The 20,846-nt window shown below is 65.4% G+C and carries 17 protein-coding genes and 1 riboswitch; of the genes, 9 read left to right on the forward strand and 8 right to left on the reverse strand.

The features are described from left to right. Positions 1-131: 131 nt before the first annotated feature. Positions 132-231, reverse strand: a riboswitch (glycine riboswitch). 130 nt (positions 232-361) lie between these two features. From ACIBW7_RS17760 to ACIBW7_RS17785, 6 genes are all read right to left on the reverse strand, one after another. Further along, positions 362-961 (reverse strand): MerR family transcriptional regulator, encoded by a 600-nt coding sequence (locus tag ACIBW7_RS17760; protein WP_040689886.1) that lies wholly within the window; start codon positions 959-961, stop codon positions 362-364. A gap of 346 nt (positions 962-1,307) precedes the next feature. Then, the gene (locus ACIBW7_RS17765) at positions 1,308-1,781 is read right to left on the reverse strand and encodes a bifunctional nuclease family protein (protein WP_327098336.1); all 474 of its coding nucleotides are present in this window, start codon (positions 1,779-1,781) and stop codon (positions 1,308-1,310) included. Between the two features lie 168 nt (positions 1,782-1,949). Continuing rightward, positions 1,950-2,786, reverse strand: coding sequence for a MerR family transcriptional regulator (locus tag ACIBW7_RS17770; RefSeq protein WP_397047409.1), 837 nt, complete (start codon positions 2,784-2,786; stop codon positions 1,950-1,952). Positions 2,787-2,859: 73 nt separating this feature from the next. After that, positions 2,860-3,345 (reverse strand): glycogen accumulation regulator GarA, encoded by a 486-nt coding sequence (gene garA, locus ACIBW7_RS17775; RefSeq protein WP_040689879.1) that lies wholly within the window; start codon positions 3,343-3,345, stop codon positions 2,860-2,862. Between the two features lie 170 nt (positions 3,346-3,515). Further along, a complete protein-coding gene (gene gcvH, locus ACIBW7_RS17780; protein ID WP_397047411.1) occupies positions 3,516-3,914 on the reverse strand; it encodes a glycine cleavage system protein GcvH in 399 nt (132 codons plus the stop codon). A 77-nt stretch (positions 3,915-3,991) separates the two neighbouring features. Beyond that, a complete protein-coding gene (locus ACIBW7_RS17785; protein WP_397048160.1) occupies positions 3,992-4,561 on the reverse strand; it encodes a CDP-alcohol phosphatidyltransferase family protein in 570 nt (189 codons plus the stop codon). A gap of 270 nt (positions 4,562-4,831) precedes the next feature. Between ACIBW7_RS17785 and ACIBW7_RS17790 the strand changes: the two genes are divergently transcribed. From ACIBW7_RS17790 to ACIBW7_RS17805, 4 genes are all read left to right on the forward strand, one after another. Further along, on the forward strand, positions 4,832-6,526 hold the full coding sequence (locus tag ACIBW7_RS17790; protein WP_397047413.1) for a GMC oxidoreductase: 1,695 nt from the start codon (positions 4,832-4,834) through the stop codon (positions 6,524-6,526). 263 nt (positions 6,527-6,789) lie between these two features. Then, positions 6,790-8,181: a DUF2252 domain-containing protein gene (locus tag ACIBW7_RS17795; protein ID WP_397047415.1), complete on the forward strand. Its 1,392-nt coding sequence runs from the start codon at positions 6,790-6,792 to the stop codon at positions 8,179-8,181. A 90-nt stretch (positions 8,182-8,271) separates the two neighbouring features. Next, positions 8,272-9,174: a nuclease-related domain-containing protein gene (locus ACIBW7_RS17800; RefSeq protein ID WP_397047417.1), complete on the forward strand. Its 903-nt coding sequence runs from the start codon at positions 8,272-8,274 to the stop codon at positions 9,172-9,174. Between the two features lie 565 nt (positions 9,175-9,739). Further along, positions 9,740-10,378, forward strand: a complete 639-nt coding sequence (locus tag ACIBW7_RS17805; protein ID WP_397047419.1) for a phosphatase PAP2 family protein — start codon at positions 9,740-9,742, stop codon at positions 10,376-10,378. 5 nt (positions 10,379-10,383) lie between these two features. Here ACIBW7_RS17805 and ACIBW7_RS17810 read toward each other — a convergent pair whose 3' ends face one another. Beyond that, positions 10,384-12,336 carry an acyl-CoA dehydrogenase gene (locus tag ACIBW7_RS17810; protein WP_397047421.1) on the reverse strand — a complete coding sequence of 651 codons (1,953 nt, stop codon included), beginning with the start codon at positions 12,334-12,336 and terminating at the stop codon, positions 10,384-10,386. A 230-nt stretch (positions 12,337-12,566) separates the two neighbouring features. On the opposite strand from ACIBW7_RS17810, the gene ACIBW7_RS17815 reads away from it, so the two are divergent. The 4 genes from ACIBW7_RS17815 (at position 12,567) to ACIBW7_RS17830 (ending at position 18,178) form a co-directional block, all read left to right on the forward strand. Next, positions 12,567-13,202, forward strand: a complete 636-nt coding sequence (locus ACIBW7_RS17815) for a TetR family transcriptional regulator (protein WP_357475738.1) — start codon at positions 12,567-12,569, stop codon at positions 13,200-13,202. Beyond that, positions 13,202-14,134 carry an ATP-binding cassette domain-containing protein gene (locus ACIBW7_RS17820; protein WP_397047423.1) on the forward strand — a complete coding sequence of 311 codons (933 nt, stop codon included), beginning with the start codon at positions 13,202-13,204 and terminating at the stop codon, positions 14,132-14,134. Before ACIBW7_RS17815 ends, ACIBW7_RS17820 begins: the two co-directional genes overlap by 1 nt. Continuing rightward, positions 14,131-15,768, forward strand: coding sequence for an ABC transporter permease (locus tag ACIBW7_RS17825; protein WP_397047425.1), 1,638 nt, complete (start codon positions 14,131-14,133; stop codon positions 15,766-15,768). Before ACIBW7_RS17820 ends, ACIBW7_RS17825 begins: the two co-directional genes overlap by 4 nt. 487 nt (positions 15,769-16,255) lie before the next feature. Next, a complete protein-coding gene (locus ACIBW7_RS17830; protein WP_397047427.1) occupies positions 16,256-18,178 on the forward strand; it encodes a VWA domain-containing protein in 1,923 nt (640 codons plus the stop codon). Positions 18,179-18,215: 37 nt separating this feature from the next. Here the strand turns inward: ACIBW7_RS17830 and ACIBW7_RS17835 are convergent, their stop codons facing one another. Next, positions 18,216-19,070 carry a TIGR03619 family F420-dependent LLM class oxidoreductase gene (locus ACIBW7_RS17835; protein WP_387293222.1) on the reverse strand — a complete coding sequence of 285 codons (855 nt, stop codon included), beginning with the start codon at positions 19,068-19,070 and terminating at the stop codon, positions 18,216-18,218. A gap of 147 nt (positions 19,071-19,217) precedes the next feature. Between ACIBW7_RS17835 and ACIBW7_RS17840 the strand changes: the two genes are divergently transcribed. Further along, positions 19,218-20,762, forward strand: a complete 1,545-nt coding sequence (locus ACIBW7_RS17840) for a threonine/serine exporter ThrE family protein (protein WP_397047429.1) — start codon at positions 19,218-19,220, stop codon at positions 20,760-20,762. Positions 20,763-20,846: the final 84 nt, after the last annotated feature.

Consider the following 20,846-nt stretch of genomic DNA (forward strand, 5'->3'; position numbering starts at 1 on the left):
CCCTCTGTCGTGGAGCCTGAGAGATTCGGACGCCGCGATACCCTGCCTCGAACGGACAGGGCTCAGGACCCCTTTCCCCATGGGCGGGCGATCGCCGCGTTATGCGCCAAACACCACTTTCCAGAGACGTCGAAGCCCGTACGGTCCTTTTGCCTGAGAGATTGACGGGGAGGTGCTGCTCCTTCGGCGCCCGGACTCTTGTGAAGTCCGGAACTCTCCCGCACGGCGGCGACGCATGGTTAGTTTATGCCGCGTGCGCAATAAATGACGCCACCGGACCCCGGATGGGTGTGTAGCGCTCATCACTCCGGTGTATATGACAAGTGCCCACCGCGGCAGCGACGGGCACTCGATACGATCTCTAGCCGGTCTTCCGGTTCATCCGAGCCTTACGACGGAAGGACAGTTCGTCCTCCGGACGTTCGCTCGCACTTCCACTGACCGCCCGCTCGGCCGGGAAGTTGGCGATGGCTCCGGTCAATTCCCGCATGGCGCCGCTGACCGCGATCCCGAAGACGCCCTGCCCACCCTGCAGTAAATCGACTACCTCCTCGGGCGAGGTGCACTCGTACACCGAGGTGCCGTCGGAGAACAGCGTGATACCCGCCAGATCCTGCACGCCCCGGCTGCGCAGATGATCGACCGCGATGCGGATGTTCTGCAGCGAGATGCCCGCGTCCAATAGCCGCTTCACGATTTTCAGGACCAGAATGTCCTTGAACGAATACAGCCGCTGACTACCGGACCCCGCTGCACCTCGGATGGAGGGCACGACTAGTCCGGTCCGCGCCCAATAGTCGAGCTGCCGATACGTGATCCCGGCCACCTGGCATGCGCTGGGTACGCGGTAGCCGACCAAATCGTCGGGCACCGAATCATCCGGGAACAGGCCTGGCTGTACCACATCCTGCGATTGCTCTGCCACTGACCACTCCCTTGCTTCGCCGACGCCTTGCCTCATCGATGACCCGGCTCCGTAACGACCAACGACCGGCCATAACGAACGTGGCCCAACTATCGAGATTACTCCCCCTGATTGTCCCGGGAGCGGCATCATCCGACCAAACGCGACGCGCGGTAAGAGTCTCGACCTCTACTTTAGGGCCAGTACTTTAGGGCCAGTACACAATTCGTGTTCTCCAGAAAACTCGACCGCGGCGGAGCGAGTCTTACGAGCGAGGAGTTCGCGGCCGGTCTCGCGTCCGGGTCGTCGAAGCGCATGCGCCGCACGCGTGAGTCTCGACGGCTCGGACGCGAGACACCAGGGGGCCGCGAACACGCCGCGCCGGAGGCGCGCGGCCAAAAACTCAGCTATCGGTGGCCTTGAAATCGTCCGGCGAGACGGACTCGAGGAACTCCTTGAACTTCTCCACCTCGTCCTCGCGTTCGTCCGGCATGACCAGCCCCGCCTCCTCGAGCACCGGCTCCTCGGCATAGATGGGGCAACCCACCCGCAAAGCGATCGCTATCGAATCCGACGGCCGCGCCGAGATCCGCAGATCGTTCTCGAAAACCAGATCCGCATAGAAGGTGCCCTCCTGCAAATCCACGATCCGCACTTCCTTGAGGGTGTGCCCGAGGTCGGCGATCAAGATCTTGATCAGATCGTGAGTCAGCGGACGGATCGGGGTCACCCCCTCTTGTTCGAGCACGATCGCGGTCGCCTCGGCCTGCCCGATCCAGATCGGCAGATACCTGTCTCCGGACGCCTCGCGGAGCAACAGCACGGGCTGGTTCTGTGGCTGCTCGACACGAATGCCGATTACGCGCATCTCACTCATCGCACTGCCTCCCAATGACTCGCCGGCCGCCCGGCATGACCGCTGCAGAGCTCGCCGTACCACGAGTCTAAGCGAACCTCGAGGCGTGCAGCATTCCCTGTGCACAGCCGAAATCGGCGTGTTGTCCGTCTGGAACGCAAAGCGAACTTCGGATGCCGCCGCCGGAACTCAGCCGCCGAGCGATGATCGCACCGACGCCTTCACCAGGCAGGTGTGCAGTGTCAGCGACAATGCCGCCAACTCGCGCACCGTCTCCTCCGCACGCGCCCGCGCACCGGCATCGCGACTCTTGGCGATCGGGGCGGCAATCTGCGCCACCAGCGCGGCCTCGCGGTCCGCGGCCAGCTTGAAGGCGCGCAAATGCCGTGCCTCCAGGCCGAATTCGGCCATCGCCTTGGCGGTTTTGGCCAGCGTCACCGCATCCTCGTCGAAGAAACCGGCGGCGCCGGGGATGATCAGATTCGCTCGGATCAGATCGACGAGGAATTTCTCATCGATCTCGGCCTTGGCAAGCAGATCCGCCCGGGTGAGCCGGATTTCGTGATCGAATCGCAGCTCGTCGGGCGAGATTTCACCGGGCACGACGCCGAGTTTGCGCGGTGCCGCGGTACGTGCGCCGTGGTGCGCCGCCGGTGTTGCGGTGAGCTCGGAGTCGGGCGTGGCGTGCCCCGACTCCGGCGCACCGTTGCGGCCGGAGTGCGCCCGGGCGCGGGCTTCCCGCACGCCGAGCGTCGCCGCACCGCTGTCGATCGCTTCGAGCTGCTCCTTGATCACCTTCAAAGGCAGATACTGATCACGCTGTGCGGTCAGCACGAATCTGAGCCGCTCGCAGTCCGCGATCGAGAACCTGCGATAACCCGACGGTGTGCGCTCGGGTCGGATCAGTCCCTCGGCCTCGAGGAAACGGATCTTCGAGATGGTGACATCCGGAAAGTCCGGTCGCAGCAGGTCCAGCACGGAGCCGATCGACATGCCTCCGCGAGCCCACTGCGCCGCGCCCGTCATAGCACCGAGTCTTTCATGACACAGCGTTCTTCCCTGTCAACACTGCCGACACGCGAAATCCGTGCCGCTGATGTCACAGGCTGCCCGCACCCGCCGACGAATCGCTCTGCTGGACCCGGGGCCCAGTGAGGAAGACGAGGCGGAACTTGCCGATCTGAACCTCGTCACCGTTCTGCAACTCCGAGGAGTCCACCGGCTCCCGGTTGACGTAGGTGCCGTTGAGGCTGCCCACATCGACCACCTGGAAGGAATCGTCGTCCTGCCGGAATTCGGCATGCCGACGGCTGACGGTGACGTCATCGAGAAAGATGTCACTGTCGGGATGGCGGCCCGCCGACGTGGTCGGCTGATCGAGCAGGAACCGCGAGCCCGCATTCGGGCCTCGCTTCACGACCAAGAGGGCAGCACCAACCGGCAGACCCTCGACCCCTTGGACCGGCTGTTCGCCGGTCGCCTCAGCGGAGCGCGACGCGTCGACCTCGTTCAGGAAATCCGCGCGGAAGACCGACGTCGTCTCGGCCGCGGTCTCCCCGTAACCCGGGTCTTTGTTCTCGCTCACCGTTTCTCTCCTCCTCGAACCTGATTATCCATGCAAGCAGGTGCTGCCTTCACCGCCACGACCTGGGGATCCTGGCGCTAGAACACCGGCTACCAAGCACCGGCACATCTGTTGGCATTGACCGTACCCTGCCAGGGCGTACCCGTGCAGGTAGAACTGGGAAGGCTGGGTCAGCCCCCGATAACTCCTTGATAACCTGCGGCATCCAGTAGTTCACCGAGCGCGGCATCCACGCCGGCCTCGTCGCTCAATTCGAGCTCGAAGATCCACCCGTCGCCATAGGGATCGGTGTTCAGCGTTTCCGGCGCCGAGTCCAGAACACCGTTCACCGCAACAACTTTCGCGGCCAGCGGAGCGTAGATATCGGACACGCTCTTGGTCGACTCCACCTCGGCGATGCTGTCCGCGGCTGCCACATCTTTGTCGACCTCCGGCAACTGCACGAACACAACGTCACCGAGTTGAGACTGGGCGTAGTCGGTGATGCCCACCCGAACCCGGGTCGGGCCGATCCGCCGCACCCATTCGTGCTCTTCGGTGTAGCGCAGATCCTCGGGGGTCTGGGTCACAGGCCGTCCTTTCATCGTGCTGACCTTTTCGAGCGACCTGCAAGCAGTCGCCAGCGGGTTCCACGCAACTCTAATCGTTACTCACTGCGGTGTGGCACAGCCGGTATCGCTCGCGCGACGGCGAAAGCCTTCCAGATGTAGAGCACGCCGGTCCACACATACACCGCCGTGCCCCAGACCAGGAATGCCCCGCCAAAGGCACGACCGAAACCTGCCAGCGCCCAATCCATCTGACCGGCCAGCAACCACGGCAGCGCCGACATCAGCGCGAAGGTGGCGGCTTTACCCAGGTAGATGACCTCGGGTGGATCCAGTTGACGGCGTTTGTACACCGAAAGAGTCAAGGCCAGGACGGCGTCGCGGGCGATCAGGATCACCGCGACCCACCAGGGCAGCAACCCGCGGATCACGAATGCGGCAAGCGTGGTCACCAGATACAGCCGATCCACGAACGGGTCGAGCAGTGCGCCGAGTCGCGACGACTGGTCGAGCAGCCGGGCCAGCTTGCCGTCCAGGAAGTCGGTGACGCCGCTGAGCACCAGCAACGTGAAAGCCCAGCCGTCGGCGCGCACCACCAGCAGCAACCACAGGAAAAGTGGCACACCGGCTAGTCGCAACACGCTCAGGACATTGGGAACGGTGAAGATGCGGTCGGCGAAGACGCCGCCCGCGGCCGGATCGCCCGCATTTCCCGGGTTGTCCGCGCCGGAGCCGGCGCGTTCGCCCGGTTCCGTTTTCCCCGATTCGGTTGTCACAGCCCGTGCATACCGCACCGACCCCGGTTCACGCCATCCGGGCACGCCGGTCGCGCATACTTTCGATACCTACCTGCTGTGCGATACACCGCACCGACCCGGGTGACAGAATGAGTGTGGAACCATCTCACACGGTTATCGCACGGTTCAGAGAGGGAAACCATGCCAGCATTCGACTACGACGTGGTAGTGATCGGCTCCGGATTCGGCGGCAGCGTCAGTGCGCTGCGCCTGACCGAGAAGGGCTACCGGGTCGGAGTGCTCGAGGCCGGACGGCGCTGGCCCGCCGAGGATATTCCGAAGACGAATTGGAATGTGCGCAAATCGATCTGGGCGCCGCGGCTCGGTTTGACCGGACCGCAGCGGATCAGTGTGCTCGGTAAATGCGCGGTCTTTTCCGGCGCGGGCGTCGGCGGTGGCTCGCTCATCTACGGCAACACCCTGTACGAGCCGCTGCCGAACTTCTACACCGATAAGCAGTGGGCCCATATCACCGACTGGAAGGCCGAACTGGCGCCGTACTACGACCAGGCGCAGCGCATGCTCGGCGTGGCCCCGAATCCGCGCATAACTCCCGCCGACGAGGTGATCAGGGAGATCGCCGACGACCTGGGCGTCGGCCATACCTTCCACCCGACCAATGTGGGTGTTTTCTTCAACGAGGCCGATCCGGGCACCGAGGTCGAGGATCCGTACTTCGGCGGCGCGGGTCCGCACCGCCGCGGCTGTGTGCATTGCGCGCAATGTTTCACCGGCTGCCCGAACAACGCCAAGAACACCACTACGACGAATTACCTGTATCTGGCCGAAAAGGCGGGTGCCGAGGTACATCCGCTGACCACCGCGACCGCGGTCCGGCCGTTGTCCGGCGGTGGATATGCGGTCGAGACCGAGCGCTCTGATCGCTGGATCCGCAAGCAGCGCAAGACATTTACCGCCGAGCAGGTAGTATTCGCCGGTGCGGCGCTGGGCACGCAGAAGTTGCTGCACAAGATGCGCGACGAGGCGATACTGCCGGATCTGTCACCGCGCCTCGGTGAGCTGACCCGCAGCAATTCAGAGGCCATCCTCAATGTGGTGAGCCGGTCGCGCCGCGATTTCGCCGAGGGCATCGCGATCACCTCCTCGATCCATCCGGAGGCCGATACCCACATCGAGGTCTGTCATTACGGCAAGGGGCAGAACGCACTGTTCCCGATGTCGGTGCCGATCGTGGACGGCGGGGCGTTCCGATTCCTGCGCTTCCTGCTGGCAATCGTGTTGCACCCGTTGGTTTTCCTGCGCAGTCTCAATGCCCGCCATGCCTCGGAGAAGTCGGTAATCCTGCTGGTGATGCAGTCACTGGACAATTCGCTGACCTCCTACCGCAAGCGCGGGCAATTGAAGACCAAACAGGGCACCGGCGAACCGAATCCGACCTGGATTCCGCTGGCGCACGATATCGGCCGACGGTTCGGCGCCAAGGTGAAGGGCGATACCCACGGTCTGATCATGGATGTGCTGAATATCCCGGCCACCGCGCATTACATCGGCGGTTGTGTGATCGGCGAGGGTCCGGAGGCCGGTGTGGTCGACCCGTATCAGCGGGTATTCGGACATCCCGGGCTGCATGTCGCGGACGGTTCGGCGGTGACGGCGAACCTCGGTGTCAATCCGTCGCTGACGATCACCGCGCAGGCCGAGCGCGCAATGGCCTTCTGGCCCAATAGGAGCGAGGCCGATCCGCGCCCCGAACTGGGTTCGGCATATCAGCGGATCTCCCCGGTCGCCCCGAACCATCCGACGGTGCCCGCATCCGCCCCCGGCGCACTGCGATTGCCGATCGAACCGGTCGATCCTGCGGTGCCCGCTACCTGACGGTCTGCGTACTTCAGGAGCCCCGATACCCAACTCGCCCGACCGCAGCGGAGCGAGTCTTACGAGCGACGTTCGCGGCCCGTCTCGCATCCGCGCCGCAGGCGCGGTCATCGAACCCAGTCGAGTCGTCGAAGCGCATACGACGAAGTCGCGAGTCTCGACGGCACCCACTAGCGACTGCTTGCAAGTCGCTCGAATTGGTCAGCCACGAGACACCGGGGGGCCGCGAACATGCCGCGCCGCAGGCGCGGCAAAATGACACAGTGTCAGACAGTGGTATTGATCTTCGCTCGTATATTCCTGCCGAGGACGTGCACGCCCGCGGACGGGCGCTGCGTCAGCGGGTTCCGGTCAGTGCCCGGGATCGAGCGGTCACCTGGTCCACCCGACCGGATGTGCTCGACTTCATCGCCGCGAGCAATGCCGGTCGGTTGCCGCATCTGGTTCCGCTGCGGGTCGGTCGCATGCTCGCCTCGCCGTTCACGTTCTATCGCGGCGCGGCCGGGCTGATGGCCGCCGATCTCGCGGGCAGTCCAGACACCGGGGTGGCCGCGCAGATCTGTGGTGACGCACACGCCGCGAATTTCGGTCTGTACGGCACGCCGCGCGGTGAAATCGTCATGGACATCAATGATTTCGACGAAACGATCGTCGGCCCGTGGGAGTGGGATCTGGAGCGGCTCGCGGCCAGTCTGGTGCTGGCGGCCCGCGAAGGCGGTGCGGCCGAAGACGATTGCCTGCGGGCCGCGCGGGATGCGGCCCGGACCTATCGCCTCGCCATCGATCATCTCGCCGAGCAACCGTTCATGGAATCGTGGAGCGCGCTGCCGGACGAGTCGATCATCAGTAGGGCAAGGGCCGATGATCTGCTCGACGACTTCAAGAAGGCTGCGAAGAAGGCGCGCAAGAACACCAGCGCCAAGGTGGTCGAGAAGTGGACCGAACATCTGGAAGACCACGAGACCGGGATCAGCAAGCACCGATTCGTCAGTGACCCGCCGATTCTCACGGCGGTCGACGCCGAGGTCGCCGAGGAGATCATCGACGGGCTGGAGCGCTACGGCGACACCCTGCGCGAGTCCCGGCGCAATCTGCTGGCCCGATTCGCGGTGTCCGACACCGCCTTCCGCATTGTCGGAACCGGAAGCGTCGGACTGCACAGCTATGTGGCACTGCTGCATGGCAATGACGGCGAGGCGCTGGTGCTGCAGCTGAAACAGGCCAACCCCTCCGCGCTGGCGCCGTTCCTGCCCGCGCCGCCACCGGCGCACGAGGGTGAGCGAATCGTGCAGGGCGCCAGGCTGGTTCAGTCCGAGACCGACATCCTGCTCGGCTGGACCACACTGCGCTTGGAGACCGGCGAACTGCCTTTCACGGTGCGCCAGTTCCGCAATATGAAAGGCAGTATCGATCCGGCCGAACTGTCCTCGGACGATCTCGACGATTACGGCAGGCTGGCCGGTGCGCTGCTGGCCCGCGCACATTCGCGTTCGCTCGATCCGCGCCTGCTCGCCGGGTATTTCGACGGTGACGAGGCGTTCGAGGATGCCGTCGCGCGCTTCGCGGTTCGCTATGCCGATCGGACCGAGGCCGACCACGCCGAATTGGTCGATGCCGTGCGGGCTGGAAAGATCGCAGCGGAACAACCGCAGTGACACGCCGCGTCTGGTCGTAGGCGCGGCGAACCGGGCAGTGGTGTCCGTATCCTTGCCACCATCGAGTGATGACGTGAAGGGCGGTCGCGAATGCTCGTGCGAGTACAGAACCCGGCAGGTACCAATGCCGAGCGGGCGCTGATCGACTGGCTGCGCACCTGGAAGGATCCGGCCAGCCCGCATGGCGTCGCCACGGTGAATTGCAGTCTGTTCCACAACGATCGGCTGCATCAGTTCGACGCGGTGGTCTGGACTCCGACCAGTTGCGTGGTGATCGAGGCCGAGGCGCTGGTCGCGCGGCAGGACGGCGTGCTGGAGGTGCCGCTCAGCGGTCCGTGGACGATCTCCGGCGAACCGATCGCCAGCGAGGCTCGCGATCGCCGCACCCCGCTGGACAAATCGCGCGAACACACACTCGCACTGCAGAATTGGCTGGCGGCGCGTGGTCTCGGCCAGCGCGCGGTGCACGGTGTCGCGCTGATCGTGCCGCTGCGCGGCGCCGAGCTGTCGGTCAAACAGGAGTGGAGCGATCCGAGTTTCGATGTGATCCTCGGCACCGATCCGGAACGGCTGCGGCACTATTTCGAGACGCTGGCCGATTCCGAGAAGAACATCCACCTGTGGACGGCCAACGATGTCGCGGTGGCCTTCCGCAGCCTGGGCATCCTGCCCGCCCTGCCGGCCCCGCAGGATCTGATCAACGAGGGCTTCCTCGGCCCGATCGATATCACGCTGTGGCACGGCGGCCCGAACCAGGCGCAGGCGGAGGCCTATGCCGAGGAGCTGGCACAGGCCGAAAAGGATGCCAACACACCGGCCCTCGTCATCGAGGCACCCTGGTACAGCCCGTGGAAGCTGTATCCGCGGCAGGCCGGCGATATGGATATGGGGCGGGCGTTCATGCGCATCACGCTGGCGGCGGGCATGCTCATCGCCTTCGCGTGGGTGATCTGGTTCGTGATCACCGCGGTATTGACCTACGGGCCGGGGTGAGGACGGGCGTCGGCTGTTCCGCGGATTGTGCGTTGGGTCCACACTTGACCACGAGTGCGACGTGTAGTCGCGACGGGCAATCCAGTTTTGAGCATCACCTGCCGGACATGGTTGACCACGGTCCATTCCGAGGTCTGTAGCTACGTCGCGATCATCCGGTGCGTCATGCCGGTGGCGCGGTTCGACGATTTCGTGCTGCCGGTTGGTGAGTGCGTCCAGCGGCGATTCGACGGGCACGGTCAGGGTGGGCGCGGTGCGCGCGTAGGCTTTGTCGAATCGCTCATATGCGGCAACGGTATTGGTGAGAACGCCGACCAGGTGCACCGTCCGCCCCGAGCACAGGGCGAGGTTTCCGATCGATGCGCTCGCGTCGAATCCCTTCGGCGCGTTGGGTATCCGCGCGCATGCGGCGCGGCAGTAGGCGCGAACCGTGCTGACGAGCCGGTAGCCGATGCCGCCGCTTTCCGGCACCGCATGCTGTCGATACCGGCGCGCAGCAGTTGCGCCCCGGCGGCGTGTGCCCGCGACCGATGGTGTCTGTTCGCGGGTGCCCTATCGTCGAGCGGTGATCGTAAAATGGGAGGGGTGGCTCGGCCGGGTGCGGGCGAACCTCGTCGCGCTGTGCGTGGTGCTCGTCGGCATCGGCATCGCGGTGACGCTGCCACTCACCTTCCCCGGCGACGGCGCGGCCACCGATCTGGATCGCGCGCTCGCCCAGCCGATCCACTCGGCGCTGGACGACCATCCCGGTGGCTACGAGGCGCTGGTGATCCCCAGCAACGGCTACATCCTGATCCCGGTATTGCTCGCAGCCGCCTCCTGGTTCGGCTATCGGGGGCAGTGGCGGCGGGCCGTGGCAATGGTGGTAATTCCCGAGTTCGTCGTCGGAATCAACAGCTGGGTGCTCAAACCGCTGTGGGATCGACCGCTGCACGACTATCTCGCGTATCCGAGCGGGCATACCGTGCATCTGGTCGCGATCGCCACCGCATTCGTCGTGCTGACCGACTCGAGGCGGGCGCGCGTCGGCACCATCGTGATCGCCACCGCCGCACTGGTCTGCGCCGCGGTCGGCATGATCGGCCTCGCCTATCACCTGCCCACCGATATTCTCGGCGGTGCGGCGGTGGCGATCGCGCTGGTCGTCGTGTGTTGGAAGCTCACCGAGCGATTTCTCTCGGACCAAGCGCGCGTCGACTCCTAGATCCGTTAAACCGTCGTACGAATACTGGTCCGATCGAACACGCTCGCATCATCCAGCAGCGCCGCACGCAGCATGCTCTCCGGCACACCCATGCCCTCGACCAGCGTCAGCGCATCCGGGCGCAGCCGGTCGACCAGTTCATTGACACCGCGTCGCACGGCCTTCGCCCGTTCCACCGACATGAACCGGTGCATGATGAACCACGCCTGGTTCTCCTCGACCATCGAGTAGACATACAGATCGCAGACGGTCTCGGCGAGTTCGCGCGCCTCCGGATCCGCAATTCCGGCAATACCTTCGATGAACGCCTCGAGAATCAGTCGATCGATATGTGCGGCGCCCGCGGCGAGGATGTGGTCCTGCGCATTGTTGAACGCCTCGAACGGTGCAGTGTCCTTCGCGCGGGCACGCAGCCGGTGTCCGGCTGTGCGCACCAGATAGTCCTCGCGATCGGCGAACAGCTGCAGCTGCACCGAGCGGCGGGACAGATCGCCGTCGTCAACCGTGTCGTCACCGCGGTCGCGCAGCGTCTGGATCAGTTGGCGCACACCGGAACGCTTGCGGACCACATCACCGGCCATGGTGGCGGCGAAGCGCACCCAGCCGAGCGCGTCCAGATCGCGGATCTCATCGGAGTAGGCGGTGAGCAGTTCCTTGGCCACCAGCTGGGTGAGTACGACATTGTCGCCTTCGAAGGTGGTGAACACATCGGTATCGGCCTTCAGTGTGACGAGCCGGTTCTCGGTGAGATAGCCTGCGCCGCCGCAGGCTTCGCGACATTCCTGGATGGCACGGGTGGCGAAGCCGGTCTGTGCGACCTTGAGTCCGGCGGCCCGCTTCTCCAGGGCGCGCTGCGCGCCGGGATCGAGATCCTGACCGGTCTGCACCAGATGCATGCGGCGGACCAGATCGTTCTGCGCGAAGGCAAGCGCATACGACCGGGCAATCAACGGCAGCAGCCGCCGCTGATGACTGCGGTAGTCCAGCAGCAAGGTCTCCTGGCCGCTGTCCGGATCCGAGAATTGGCGGCGCTTCAGTGCGTATCGCGTGGCAATGCTCAATGCGACCCGCGCACCGGCGGCTGCCGCGCCACCGACGCTGACCCGCCCGCGTACCAGAGTGCCCAGCGTGGTGAAGAATCGGCGGCTCGGATTCTCGATATCGGAGCTGTAGGTACCGTCGGGGGCGACATCGGCGTACCGGTTGAGCAGGTTCTCCCGGGGAATGCGCACGTGATCGAAGACGATGCGGCCGTTGTCGACACCGAGCAGACCGCCCTTGAGGCCGTCGTCGTAGGTGGTCACACCCGGCAGGTCGGCGCCGTGTTCATCCCGGATCGGCACCAGGAAGCAGTGCACGCCCTGGCTCGTCCCCTCGGTGATCAACTGCGCGAAAACCGCTGCCATCCCGGCATGTTCGGCCGCGCCGCCGATGTAGTCCTTGCGAGCAGACGGTGTCGGCGAATCGACGACGAACTCCTGGGTCTGCGGATCATAGGTCGCGGTCGTCTCCAGATTCGCGACATCGCTGCCGTGTCCGGATTCGGTCATCGCGAAACAGCCGAGCAGATCCAGTGAGATCAGCCGCTTGACCACGTCGCGATGCCGTTCGGTCCCGAGGTTCTCCACGGCCCCGCCGAACAAGCCCCACTGCACGCCCGATTTCACCCACAGCGACAGGTCGGCGTACGCCAGCATCTCCAGTCCGATCACCGCCTCCCCCGGCTCCCCCGTACCCCCGTTCTCGCGTCGGAACCCACGCTCCGCGTAGCCCATCGATGCGATCGCCCGCATCTGCTCGAGTACCCGCGCCCGTGCCGCGCGGTAGTCGAGATACGGATCGCCGGTGAACTGGTCTCCGGCCAGTTGCACCCTGGCCTCGGCGCGAACCGCGCGCCATGGGCCGTCGAGTGCGTCGCGGAGGTGGTCCGATGTCGAGACGTTCTCGGTGTCAGGCATACCCCGACAGTAGCGTTTCGCGGACGTCCAGCGGCCGGTGGGCGCCGATCGGATGCCGTCCTCGGTATCCGCTTCCAAGGCGCTGACCAGCACATTCTACTGTCACAAATATCTTGACACGACATCTTCGCCGAACTCTTGCTTTACCATTGAACGCATGTTTAATATACTAAACATGTGTTCAACCAGAGAGCCGTATCGCAAGGACCCGCCGAGCTAGGAGGCGCCGCGTGACGTCGACCCCGAATTCGGATCTCACCACCGCCGCCCGCATTCGCGATATCGCGATCGAGGTGTTCGGTGACAACGGATTCCAGGTCGGAGTGCGCGCAATCGCCGCAGCGGCCGGTGTCTCCCCTGGACTGGTCAACCATCATTTCGGCTCCAAGGACGGCCTGCGGGCCGCCTGCGACGACCGGGTGCTGGAGTTGATCCGGGACCAGAAGTGGAAGACCGCCACCGAGACGAACGTCGCGAAAAGCATGCTCGACGCGATGTCCGAGATCGAGGCTTACGGCCCGCTGGTCGCCTACATGGTGCGCAGCCTGCAGGCGGGCGGACCCTTGGCCGAATCATTGCTCGAACACATGATCTCGGATGCCGAGGACTACATCCAGGCAGGCGTCGAGGCGGGCACCCTCAAGCCGAGCCGTGATCCGGCCGCGCGGGCCAAATATCTGACGATGGTCAATGTCGGCGCGACCGTTCTGTACTTCACCCTGCTGCAGCAACGCGGCGAAAAGCTGGACTACCGCAAGCTCGTTCGCACCTTGACCGAGGAGTTCATGCTGCCCGCCGCGGAGCTCTACACCCAGGGATTCCTTACCGACCCAACGATTTTGGACACCCTTACCAAGGAGACCTGATGTCCGACATCATCGAAGTTCGCGATCTGCACAAGAACTTCGGCCACTTCGCCGCCCTGACCGGGCTGGATCTCGCGGTCCGCGAGGGCGAAATCCATGGCTTCCTGGGCCCGAACGGCGCGGGTAAGTCGACCACCATCCGTATCCTGCTGGGGATCCTGCGCGCCAGCTCCGGCGAGGCCCGGCTGCTCGGGCGCGACCCGTGGACCGATGCGGTCGAACTGCACCGCGAAATCGCCTATGTACCAGGTGATGTCACTCTATGGCCATCATTATCCGGCGGGGAAACCATCGACCTATTGGCCAGAATGCGCGGTGAAATCAACCCGCAGCGTCGCACCGAACTCATCGAGCGATTCGATCTGGATCCGCGCAAGAAGGCACGCACCTACTCCAAGGGCAACAGGCAGAAGGTCGCCTTGATCTCCGCGCTTGCCTCCGATGTGCGTCTGCTGCTGCTCGACGAACCGACCTCCGGCCTGGATCCATTGATGGAGCAGGTCTTTCGCGAATGCGTCGAAGAGGCCAACCAGCGCGGCACCACGGTCCTGCTCTCCAGCCATATCCTCTCCGAGGTGGAGGTGCTGTGTGACCGGGTGACCATCATCCGGGCCGGACGCACCGTGGAAAGCGGATCGCTCGCGGATATGCGCCATTTGTCGCGTACCTCCATCACCGCCGAATTGCTCGGCGACCCAGGCGATCTCAGCCGGATCCCGGGTGTCGAGGACATCGAACGCGACGGCTCGACGCTGCGCTGTCAAGTGGACGGGGAACATCCCGGCGAGTTGATCCGGATCCTCGGCGATGCCGGAGTGCGCAGCCTCACCAGTGCGCCGCCGACGTTGGAGGAGCTGTTCATGCGGCATTACCACGTCGACGGCGCGACGTCCGAGCAGGCGAGGGCGACCATGGAGAAGGTGGGATCATGACAACCGCAACCGTGGGCGGCAGGCATTACGCCACGCCCGCCGGGCGCGGGTCGGCCGACTTCGCCGGTACCGCCCAATTGCTGCGACTGTTCCTGCGTCGCGACCGAATTGTTTTGCCGCTGTGGGTATTTGCTTTCGGCCTGCTGCCCGCCGCCTATGTCAGCAGCGCCAAGGCCGTTTACACCACGCAGGCCGACCTCGATCATGCGGCGCGGTCGGTCATGGAAAGCCCGGCGCTCATTGCCATGTACCGGCCGGTCTTCAGCACCGATCTGGGCTCGGTCGGGCTGTGGAAGGCCGGCCCGTTCTACGCGATGATGGCGATCGCGACGATTCTCACCGTCATCCGGCACACCCGGGTCGAGGAGGAGACCGGTCGCGCGGAACTGGTCGGCGCCACGAGTATCGGCCGCTACGCGGGGTTGACCGCCGCCATGATCATGACGGCGACCGGCTGTCTGATCGTCGCCATCCTGAGCGCCCTCGCGCTCTATGGCAGTGACCTGCCGGCCGCCGGTTCGCTGGCCTACGGCGCGACGCTCGGCAGTTCCGGTCTGGTCTGGGCCGGGGTCGCCGCCATCGCGGCACAGGTGAGCGTGGGTGCGCGGGTCGCGCGCGGGGTGGCGTTCGGCGCACTCGGCACGGCCTTCGCGTTGCGCGCGGTCGGCGACGCCGGAAACGGTGTGCTGTCCTGGTTTTCGCCGCTCGGCTGGTGTATCAATATGCGGCCGTATGCGGATGAGCGCTGGTGGGTATTGATTCCGTTGCTCACTGTCACCATCGTGACCGCGATCGCCGCGTATATGCTACTGCGGCAACGTGATACCGGATCGGGCCTGCTCGCCGAGCGGCCGGGCGCACCGGCCGCGGCGCCCACACTTTCCGGTCCGTCGGGGCTCGCGTGGCGGCTACAGCGCGGCTCTCTGCTGGCCTGGTCCATCGGCTTCCTGCTCTACGGATCGCTGATGGGTGGCGCCATCAACAGCGTCGGCGACATGCTCGACAACAGCAAGCAGGTCCGCGATGTGATCAACCGGATGGGCGGCACCGATATGCTGCAGAATTCCTTCATCACCTTCGCCCTCAGCATGCTGGCCATCGCGGCGTCGGCCTACTCCATCTCGGCGGTGCTGCGACTGCACGAGGAGGAGTCGAGCCAGCGCGCCGAGGCAACGCTGGCCGGTTCGGTGAGCCGGGAACGCTACGCGCTCAGCCATATCGGCATAGCGCTGCTCGGACCGGTGGCGCTGCTGTTCCTCGCGGGTGCGGCGGTCGGAGTCATCTACGGCATTTCGGATGGCGATCTGGCGGGCAAACTGGGCGACTGCCTAGGCGCAGCGGCGGTGCAACTGCCCGCGGTGTGGGTGCTCACCGCGATCACGGTGGCGATCTACGGGCTCACACCCCGCTACACGCCGGTCGCCTGGGGTGTGCTGAGCACGATGATCATCATCTTCGTCATCGGCGCGCTCGACGGACTCCCCCAGTGGGTCCGCGATCTCGTCCCCTTCGCGCACCCGCCGAAGCTGCCCGGCTCATCCTTCGAAGCCACGCCGATCCTGTGGCTGCTCGGGATCGCGGCCGCGCTGCTCGGGATCGGGATCGTAGGCTTCCGCCGCCGCGATCTGCGCTGAGACTCGGACAGCAGTGCCCCGCAACGAGTTTCACCGCTCGATGCGGGGCACTGTGCCGCTCGTCGAGGAGCCGCCACGCAGTGAGGGCGAGTCCGGCCCGGGGCCGTCCGGTGAGGTCGGTGAGGTCGATGCCCAGCGTCTTTCACTGGACCCGGTGAACGAGGCAGCCGTCCACGACGGCATCGAACGCCTGATGGCGGGCTCGACAGTGGTACTGGTCGCGCACCGACTGCGGACCGTCCGACGACGCCGATCACATCGTCTTCCTCGACGGCGGCCGGATCGTCGAACAAGGCACACACCACGAACTCTTGCGTCGCGATGGCCGCTACGCCGAGTTCTGGAATATCTCCCTGACACCGGGTATCACCGTGACCAGCCGGTACAGACAACCGGTTATGCCAGTGCCCGTTTCACCAATGGGAACACCCGCCCTCTATGGGTAACGTCTGCTCCGTTACCAAAGCGAAATAAGCAGACGAGGCAAATGTCGAGAATTACCCAGCGCTTTACCCGACTGACCGCGGCCACTGCTGCGAGTTTGATCGGACTCGCCGTGGCGGCACTGCCCGCGCAGGCACAGCAGAGTCCGGACAACCCGCAGTACGCGCCGACCATGCTCATTCTGGACGCGTCCGGCTCCATGCAGCGCCCCGATCCGGCGGGCACGATGATGGATGCCGCCAAAAATGCCGTGCACAACTTCGTCGGTTCCGCACCCGCGGAATCCAAAGTCGGACTTACCGTTTACGGCACGAACACCGGAAATACCGAAGCGGAGAAGACATCCGGCTGCCGCGACGTCCGGGTCCTGCACAAGCCCGAAACCCTGGACCTGACCGGACTGACCAGCGCGGTCGACGGAATCAAGGCCAGTGGTTGGACGCCGATGGGCACCGCACTGCGCCAGGCCGCCGAGACACTGCCCAAATCGGGACCGCGCTCGATCGTCCTGGTCTCCGACGGCGACGACACCTGCTCCCCGCCCGAACCCTGTGAGGTCGCCCGCGAATTGAAAAAGCAGGGGCTCGATCTCATCGTGCACACCATCGGATTCGCCGTCGACGCCAAGGCCCGCGCGCAGCTGACCTGCATGGCGCAGGCCACCGGCGGTACCTACAGCGACGCCGCCGACGGTCCCGCGCTCGAACGGACACTGCCACGCATATCCTCGGCCGCCCTGCGCAATTACCAGGCCGTGGGCATACCGATCACCGGGGCCCCGACCTACGCCGCGGCGCCGGTCGCCACCCCGGGCCAGTATCTGGACACCATCGGTCAGAAGGAAAAGCGTTACTGGGCAGTCGATGTCCCAGCGGGTGCTACCGCGTATTTCAGTGGCACCCTTTCTTTTCCGCGATTGCGCGATATCTCCCCGACCGACGATCTGAACACCCTGCAAATGCGGGTCTACGGTGCGGACGGCGAGGACTGCAATGTCTTCGAATCCGAGCTCTCCACCAAATCCAGCGACGGCGCCGCGCTCACCGTGGCCAAGGCCTTCGACGGTGCGATCAAGGAACGCAAGGGCAGCAGCGGCTCCGATAAATGCAAGGGCGGCGGCCGCTACTACTTCCAACTGACCTGGGAGAACGTATCCGCCGGTGTGCCGGAACGACTTCCGATCGAACTGATCGTCGGTATCGAACCCGCGGTGACCGACACTGGTCCGGTCGCGATCGCACCGCCGACGAGCTTCGTCGAACCGAGTGGTGCGGGTACGCCGGTATCCGGCGGCTCGTCGTTCACCGTGGCCGGCACGCTGCCGGGCAGCAGTCGCTACACCGATACGCTCCAGCCGGGTGAATTCGTGTTCTATCGCGTCAGATTGGACTGGGGTCAGGGCCTGGCGTATCGAGTTCGGTTCGGGGCCAATGGCGGTCGCGGACTCGCCAACCTCTCCAATATCCGAACCAGCCTCTACAGCCCGATCCGCGAGCAGATCGATTCGGACTTCTCGTCCTATACCGGCACCGAGGGGGTACTGCCGACGAACAAGGCGATAGCCACGGTGCCGATTCGGTACAACAACCGCAAGGCCGACCAGTTGGAGTCACGGCGGGAGGCGGTGGCCGGTTGGTATTACATTGCCGTCAAACTCGGCTCGACCTTCGAACAGGGCGAAAACCGCCCGGTTTCAGTGCAATTGGATCTCACCGTCACCGATACCAAGGAGAGCGGTCCGACGTACGCGAGCACCATCGGCGAGGGCGTTTTCGGTGAGAATTCGACCGGTGTGAAGACACCGACGAGTCGCACACCCGGTGCGGCCCCGGCGGTCGCGGAATCGAGAGCGTCCGAATCGGATTCGTCGACCGGCTTGATAGCGATCGGTGTGATCGGCGTTGCGATCGTCGGCGTGGCCGGTGTGCTGATCGGATTGCTGGTGGCACGCAGACGACGCGGTTAGCGGAAGGCCCGCTGACGCCGACGGGTGTCAGCGGGTGTCAGCGGGCTGCTTCGAGACCGAGCTTTCCGGCGAGGCGGGTCAGATATGCGCGCACGTCATCGGCATCGCGATCCGGCAGGCCGAAAACCGCTTCGGTGATACCCAATTCGGCCCACTGAGCGAGCTGCGCCGCATCGTGGCGTCCGGCCAGCGCGATGATCTCGGGGCTGCCCTCGCGCTCGTGTTCGCGCCAAACTCGGTGCAGCAGTTCGATTTTCTCCCCGAGGCCATCCTCGGTGGGGGTGGTGAGCCAGGCATCCGCATTCTTGGCCAGCCAGGTGAACGACTGCTCGGTCCCGGCCGCGCCGAGAATCACCGGAATCCGTTTCTGCACCGGCTTGGGCCAGGACCAACTCGGCCCGAAATTCACGAACTGCCCCGCGAAGCTGGCTTCCTCCTCCGACCACAACGCCCGCATGGCATCGAGATGTTCACGCAATACCGTCCTGCGCTTGTTCGCGGGCACCCCGTGATGCGCCATTTCGTCGGTATTCCAACCGAAACCGACGCCGAGGCTGACCCGGCCGCCGGACAGATGATCCAGCGAGGCGAGGGTTTTGGCGAGGGTGATCGGATGGTGTTCGGCGGGCAGGGCGACCGCGGTGGACAGCGTGATCCGGCTGGTGACCGCCGCCGCGGTGGCCAGCGCGACCCACGGGTCCAGCGTGCGCAGATACCGGTCGTCGGGCAGGCTCGCATCCCCGGTGCGCGGATGCGCCGCCGCCCGAACCACCGGGATATGGGTGTGTTCGGGCACGTAGAAGGCGTCGAATCCGGCTTGCTCGGCGGCCGCGGCCGCATCGGCGGGCGTAATGCCCCGGTCACTGGTGAACAAAACAATTCCGTACCGCACCGTGCACGCTCCCATCTCCAAATTAGAACAAGTTCTATCACTTTTGGCGGCTTCGACCAAGCGTCCGGACAACCGTCCAGCCTTAGAGATGGCCCCTCGGACCACTGCGGATGCGAACCCGGGCCTCGGTTGACTACGGTCGCGCTCATGGGTCCGGACACATTTTCAGGAGGAGACGACACCGCCCCGGGCGATCAGGCGGCCAGGCGGCCGCGATTGCGCTTCCTGCGAGCGCCCCGCGTTCCGGTCGTCAAACAGGCGGTCGATCTGCTGGTCGCCGACCGTCCGGCCACCGCCGACCACATCGTCGCCGCGCCGACGCCGCTGCAGCCGATCGATCTCACCGACGATGCGCGCGTCGCCGAGGTGCTCGATCTGGCCGTGCGGGTGGGCGAGGTGGTGCTCGCCTCGGGTACGGGTGTCAACGACACGATGACCCAGGTGCGCTTCATCGCCGCCACCTACGGACTGGCCCGCTGCGATATCGACGTCACCTATGACGCGATCAGGATCTGGGCCGACCGCGGTCCCCTGCTGCCGCCCGCCAGCAGCATGCGGGTGGTCAAATACCGCTCACTGGACCTCACCCGCCTCGCCGCGGTCGACCGGCTCACCCGTCGCATCCGCAATGAGGTCGTCCCACCCGGGGACGCGCGCGCCCGCCTGGACGCGATCACCTCCGCGCCGCATCCGTATCACCGCTGGGTCGCGACCTTCGGCTGGTCGCTGCTCGCCGCATCGATCGCGGCGCTGCTCGGCGGCGGCTGGCTGGTCGCCGCGGTCAGCTTCGGCACCACCCTGGCCATCGACCGCGTCAATCGCGTCCTGAATCGTTACGGTCTGCCGTTCTTCTTCCAGCATGTGGTGGGCGGCGCGGTCGCGGCGACACCGGCGCTGCTGCTGGCCACCCTGGCGGTAACCCTGCACATCGATGTCGACCCGACATTGGTCATCGCCGCCGGAATCACCGTGCTGCTCAGTGGTTTGCAGCTGGTCGGCGCGGTGCAGGACGCGATAACCGGCGCGCCGATCACCGCGACCGCCCGCATGCTCGAGGTCATGATGATGACCGGCGGCATTATCGCGGGCATCGCGATGGCACTGCGGGTCGGCGATATCCTCGGCGCCACGATCCCGCCGGTCTATCTGACCTCCAGCCGCGATATCACCGATCTGCCGATCAAGATCGCGGCCGGTGCGGTGGCCGCGCTGGCCTTCGCACTCGCCTGCTACGCCGAGCGTCGCGCGCTCGCCGCGGCCGCATTCGGCGGTGCCGCGGGCACCATCTGTTTTCTGCTCGTACAGCATCTCGGCTTCGGTCCGGTGATCTCCTCCGCGGTCGCCGCGACGCTGGTCGGTCTGGCCGGTGGTCTGATGGCGCGGCGGGCGCTGACTCCCCCGCTGGTCGTCGCGCTCGCGGGCATCACCCCGCTGCTGCCGGGCCTGAAGGTGTATCGCGGGCTCTATGCCCTGCTCAACGACGAGCTGCTGATCGGTGCCAATCAGGTGCTCGCGGCGGTCGGCGTCGGTTGTGCGCTGGCCGCGGGCGTCACCCTGGGCGAGTGGTTCGACCGCACCGTGCGCAGGCCGCGCATCCTGAGCCGATTCGGCTCGATCCGCAGGCCGGTCATCGTACGCATACGCCGGCTGCCGCGCCACCCGGGGCGTCGGGAATCCGGCCGTCGATCATGATGCACGGGTGGCTGCCAGGGACAGCCGGTATGGTTACGGATTAGTTAGGGTGTCCAAAGCTGCTGCGGCCCCCGTCGGCATCAG

This window comes from Nocardia sp. NPDC049526, assembly GCF_044465765.1.
In the GTDB taxonomy this organism is placed as follows: domain Bacteria; phylum Actinomycetota; class Actinomycetes; order Mycobacteriales; family Mycobacteriaceae; genus Nocardia.

What these genes read in the sequence shown, in the direction of transcription:
- ACIBW7_RS17765 (WP_327098336.1), bottom strand. Translation starts at nt 1,781, where the DNA reads ATGAGTGAGATGCGCGTAATCGGCATTCGTGTCGAGCAGCCACAGAAC.
- ACIBW7_RS17770 (WP_397047409.1), bottom strand. Translation starts at nt 2,786, where the DNA reads ATGACGGGCGCGGCGCAGTGGGCTCGCGGAGGCATGTCGATCGGCTCC.
- ACIBW7_RS17760 (WP_040689886.1), bottom strand. Translation starts at nt 961, where the DNA reads ATGAGGCAAGGCGTCGGCGAAGCAAGGGAGTGGTCAGTGGCAGAGCAA.
- ACIBW7_RS17840 (WP_397047429.1), top strand. Translation starts at nt 19,218, where the DNA reads ATGGGTCCGGACACATTTTCAGGAGGAGACGACACCGCCCCGGGCGAT.
- ACIBW7_RS17810 (WP_397047421.1), bottom strand. Translation starts at nt 12,336, where the DNA reads ATGCCTGACACCGAGAACGTCTCGACATCGGACCACCTCCGCGACGCA.
- ACIBW7_RS17800 (WP_397047417.1), top strand. Translation starts at nt 8,272, where the DNA reads ATGCTCGTGCGAGTACAGAACCCGGCAGGTACCAATGCCGAGCGGGCG.
- ACIBW7_RS17825 (WP_397047425.1), top strand. Translation starts at nt 14,131, where the DNA reads ATGACAACCGCAACCGTGGGCGGCAGGCATTACGCCACGCCCGCCGGG.
- ACIBW7_RS17830 (WP_397047427.1), top strand. Translation starts at nt 16,256, where the DNA reads ATGTCGAGAATTACCCAGCGCTTTACCCGACTGACCGCGGCCACTGCT.
- ACIBW7_RS17820 (WP_397047423.1), top strand. Translation starts at nt 13,202, where the DNA reads ATGTCCGACATCATCGAAGTTCGCGATCTGCACAAGAACTTCGGCCAC.
- ACIBW7_RS17790 (WP_397047413.1), top strand. Translation starts at nt 4,832, where the DNA reads ATGCCAGCATTCGACTACGACGTGGTAGTGATCGGCTCCGGATTCGGC.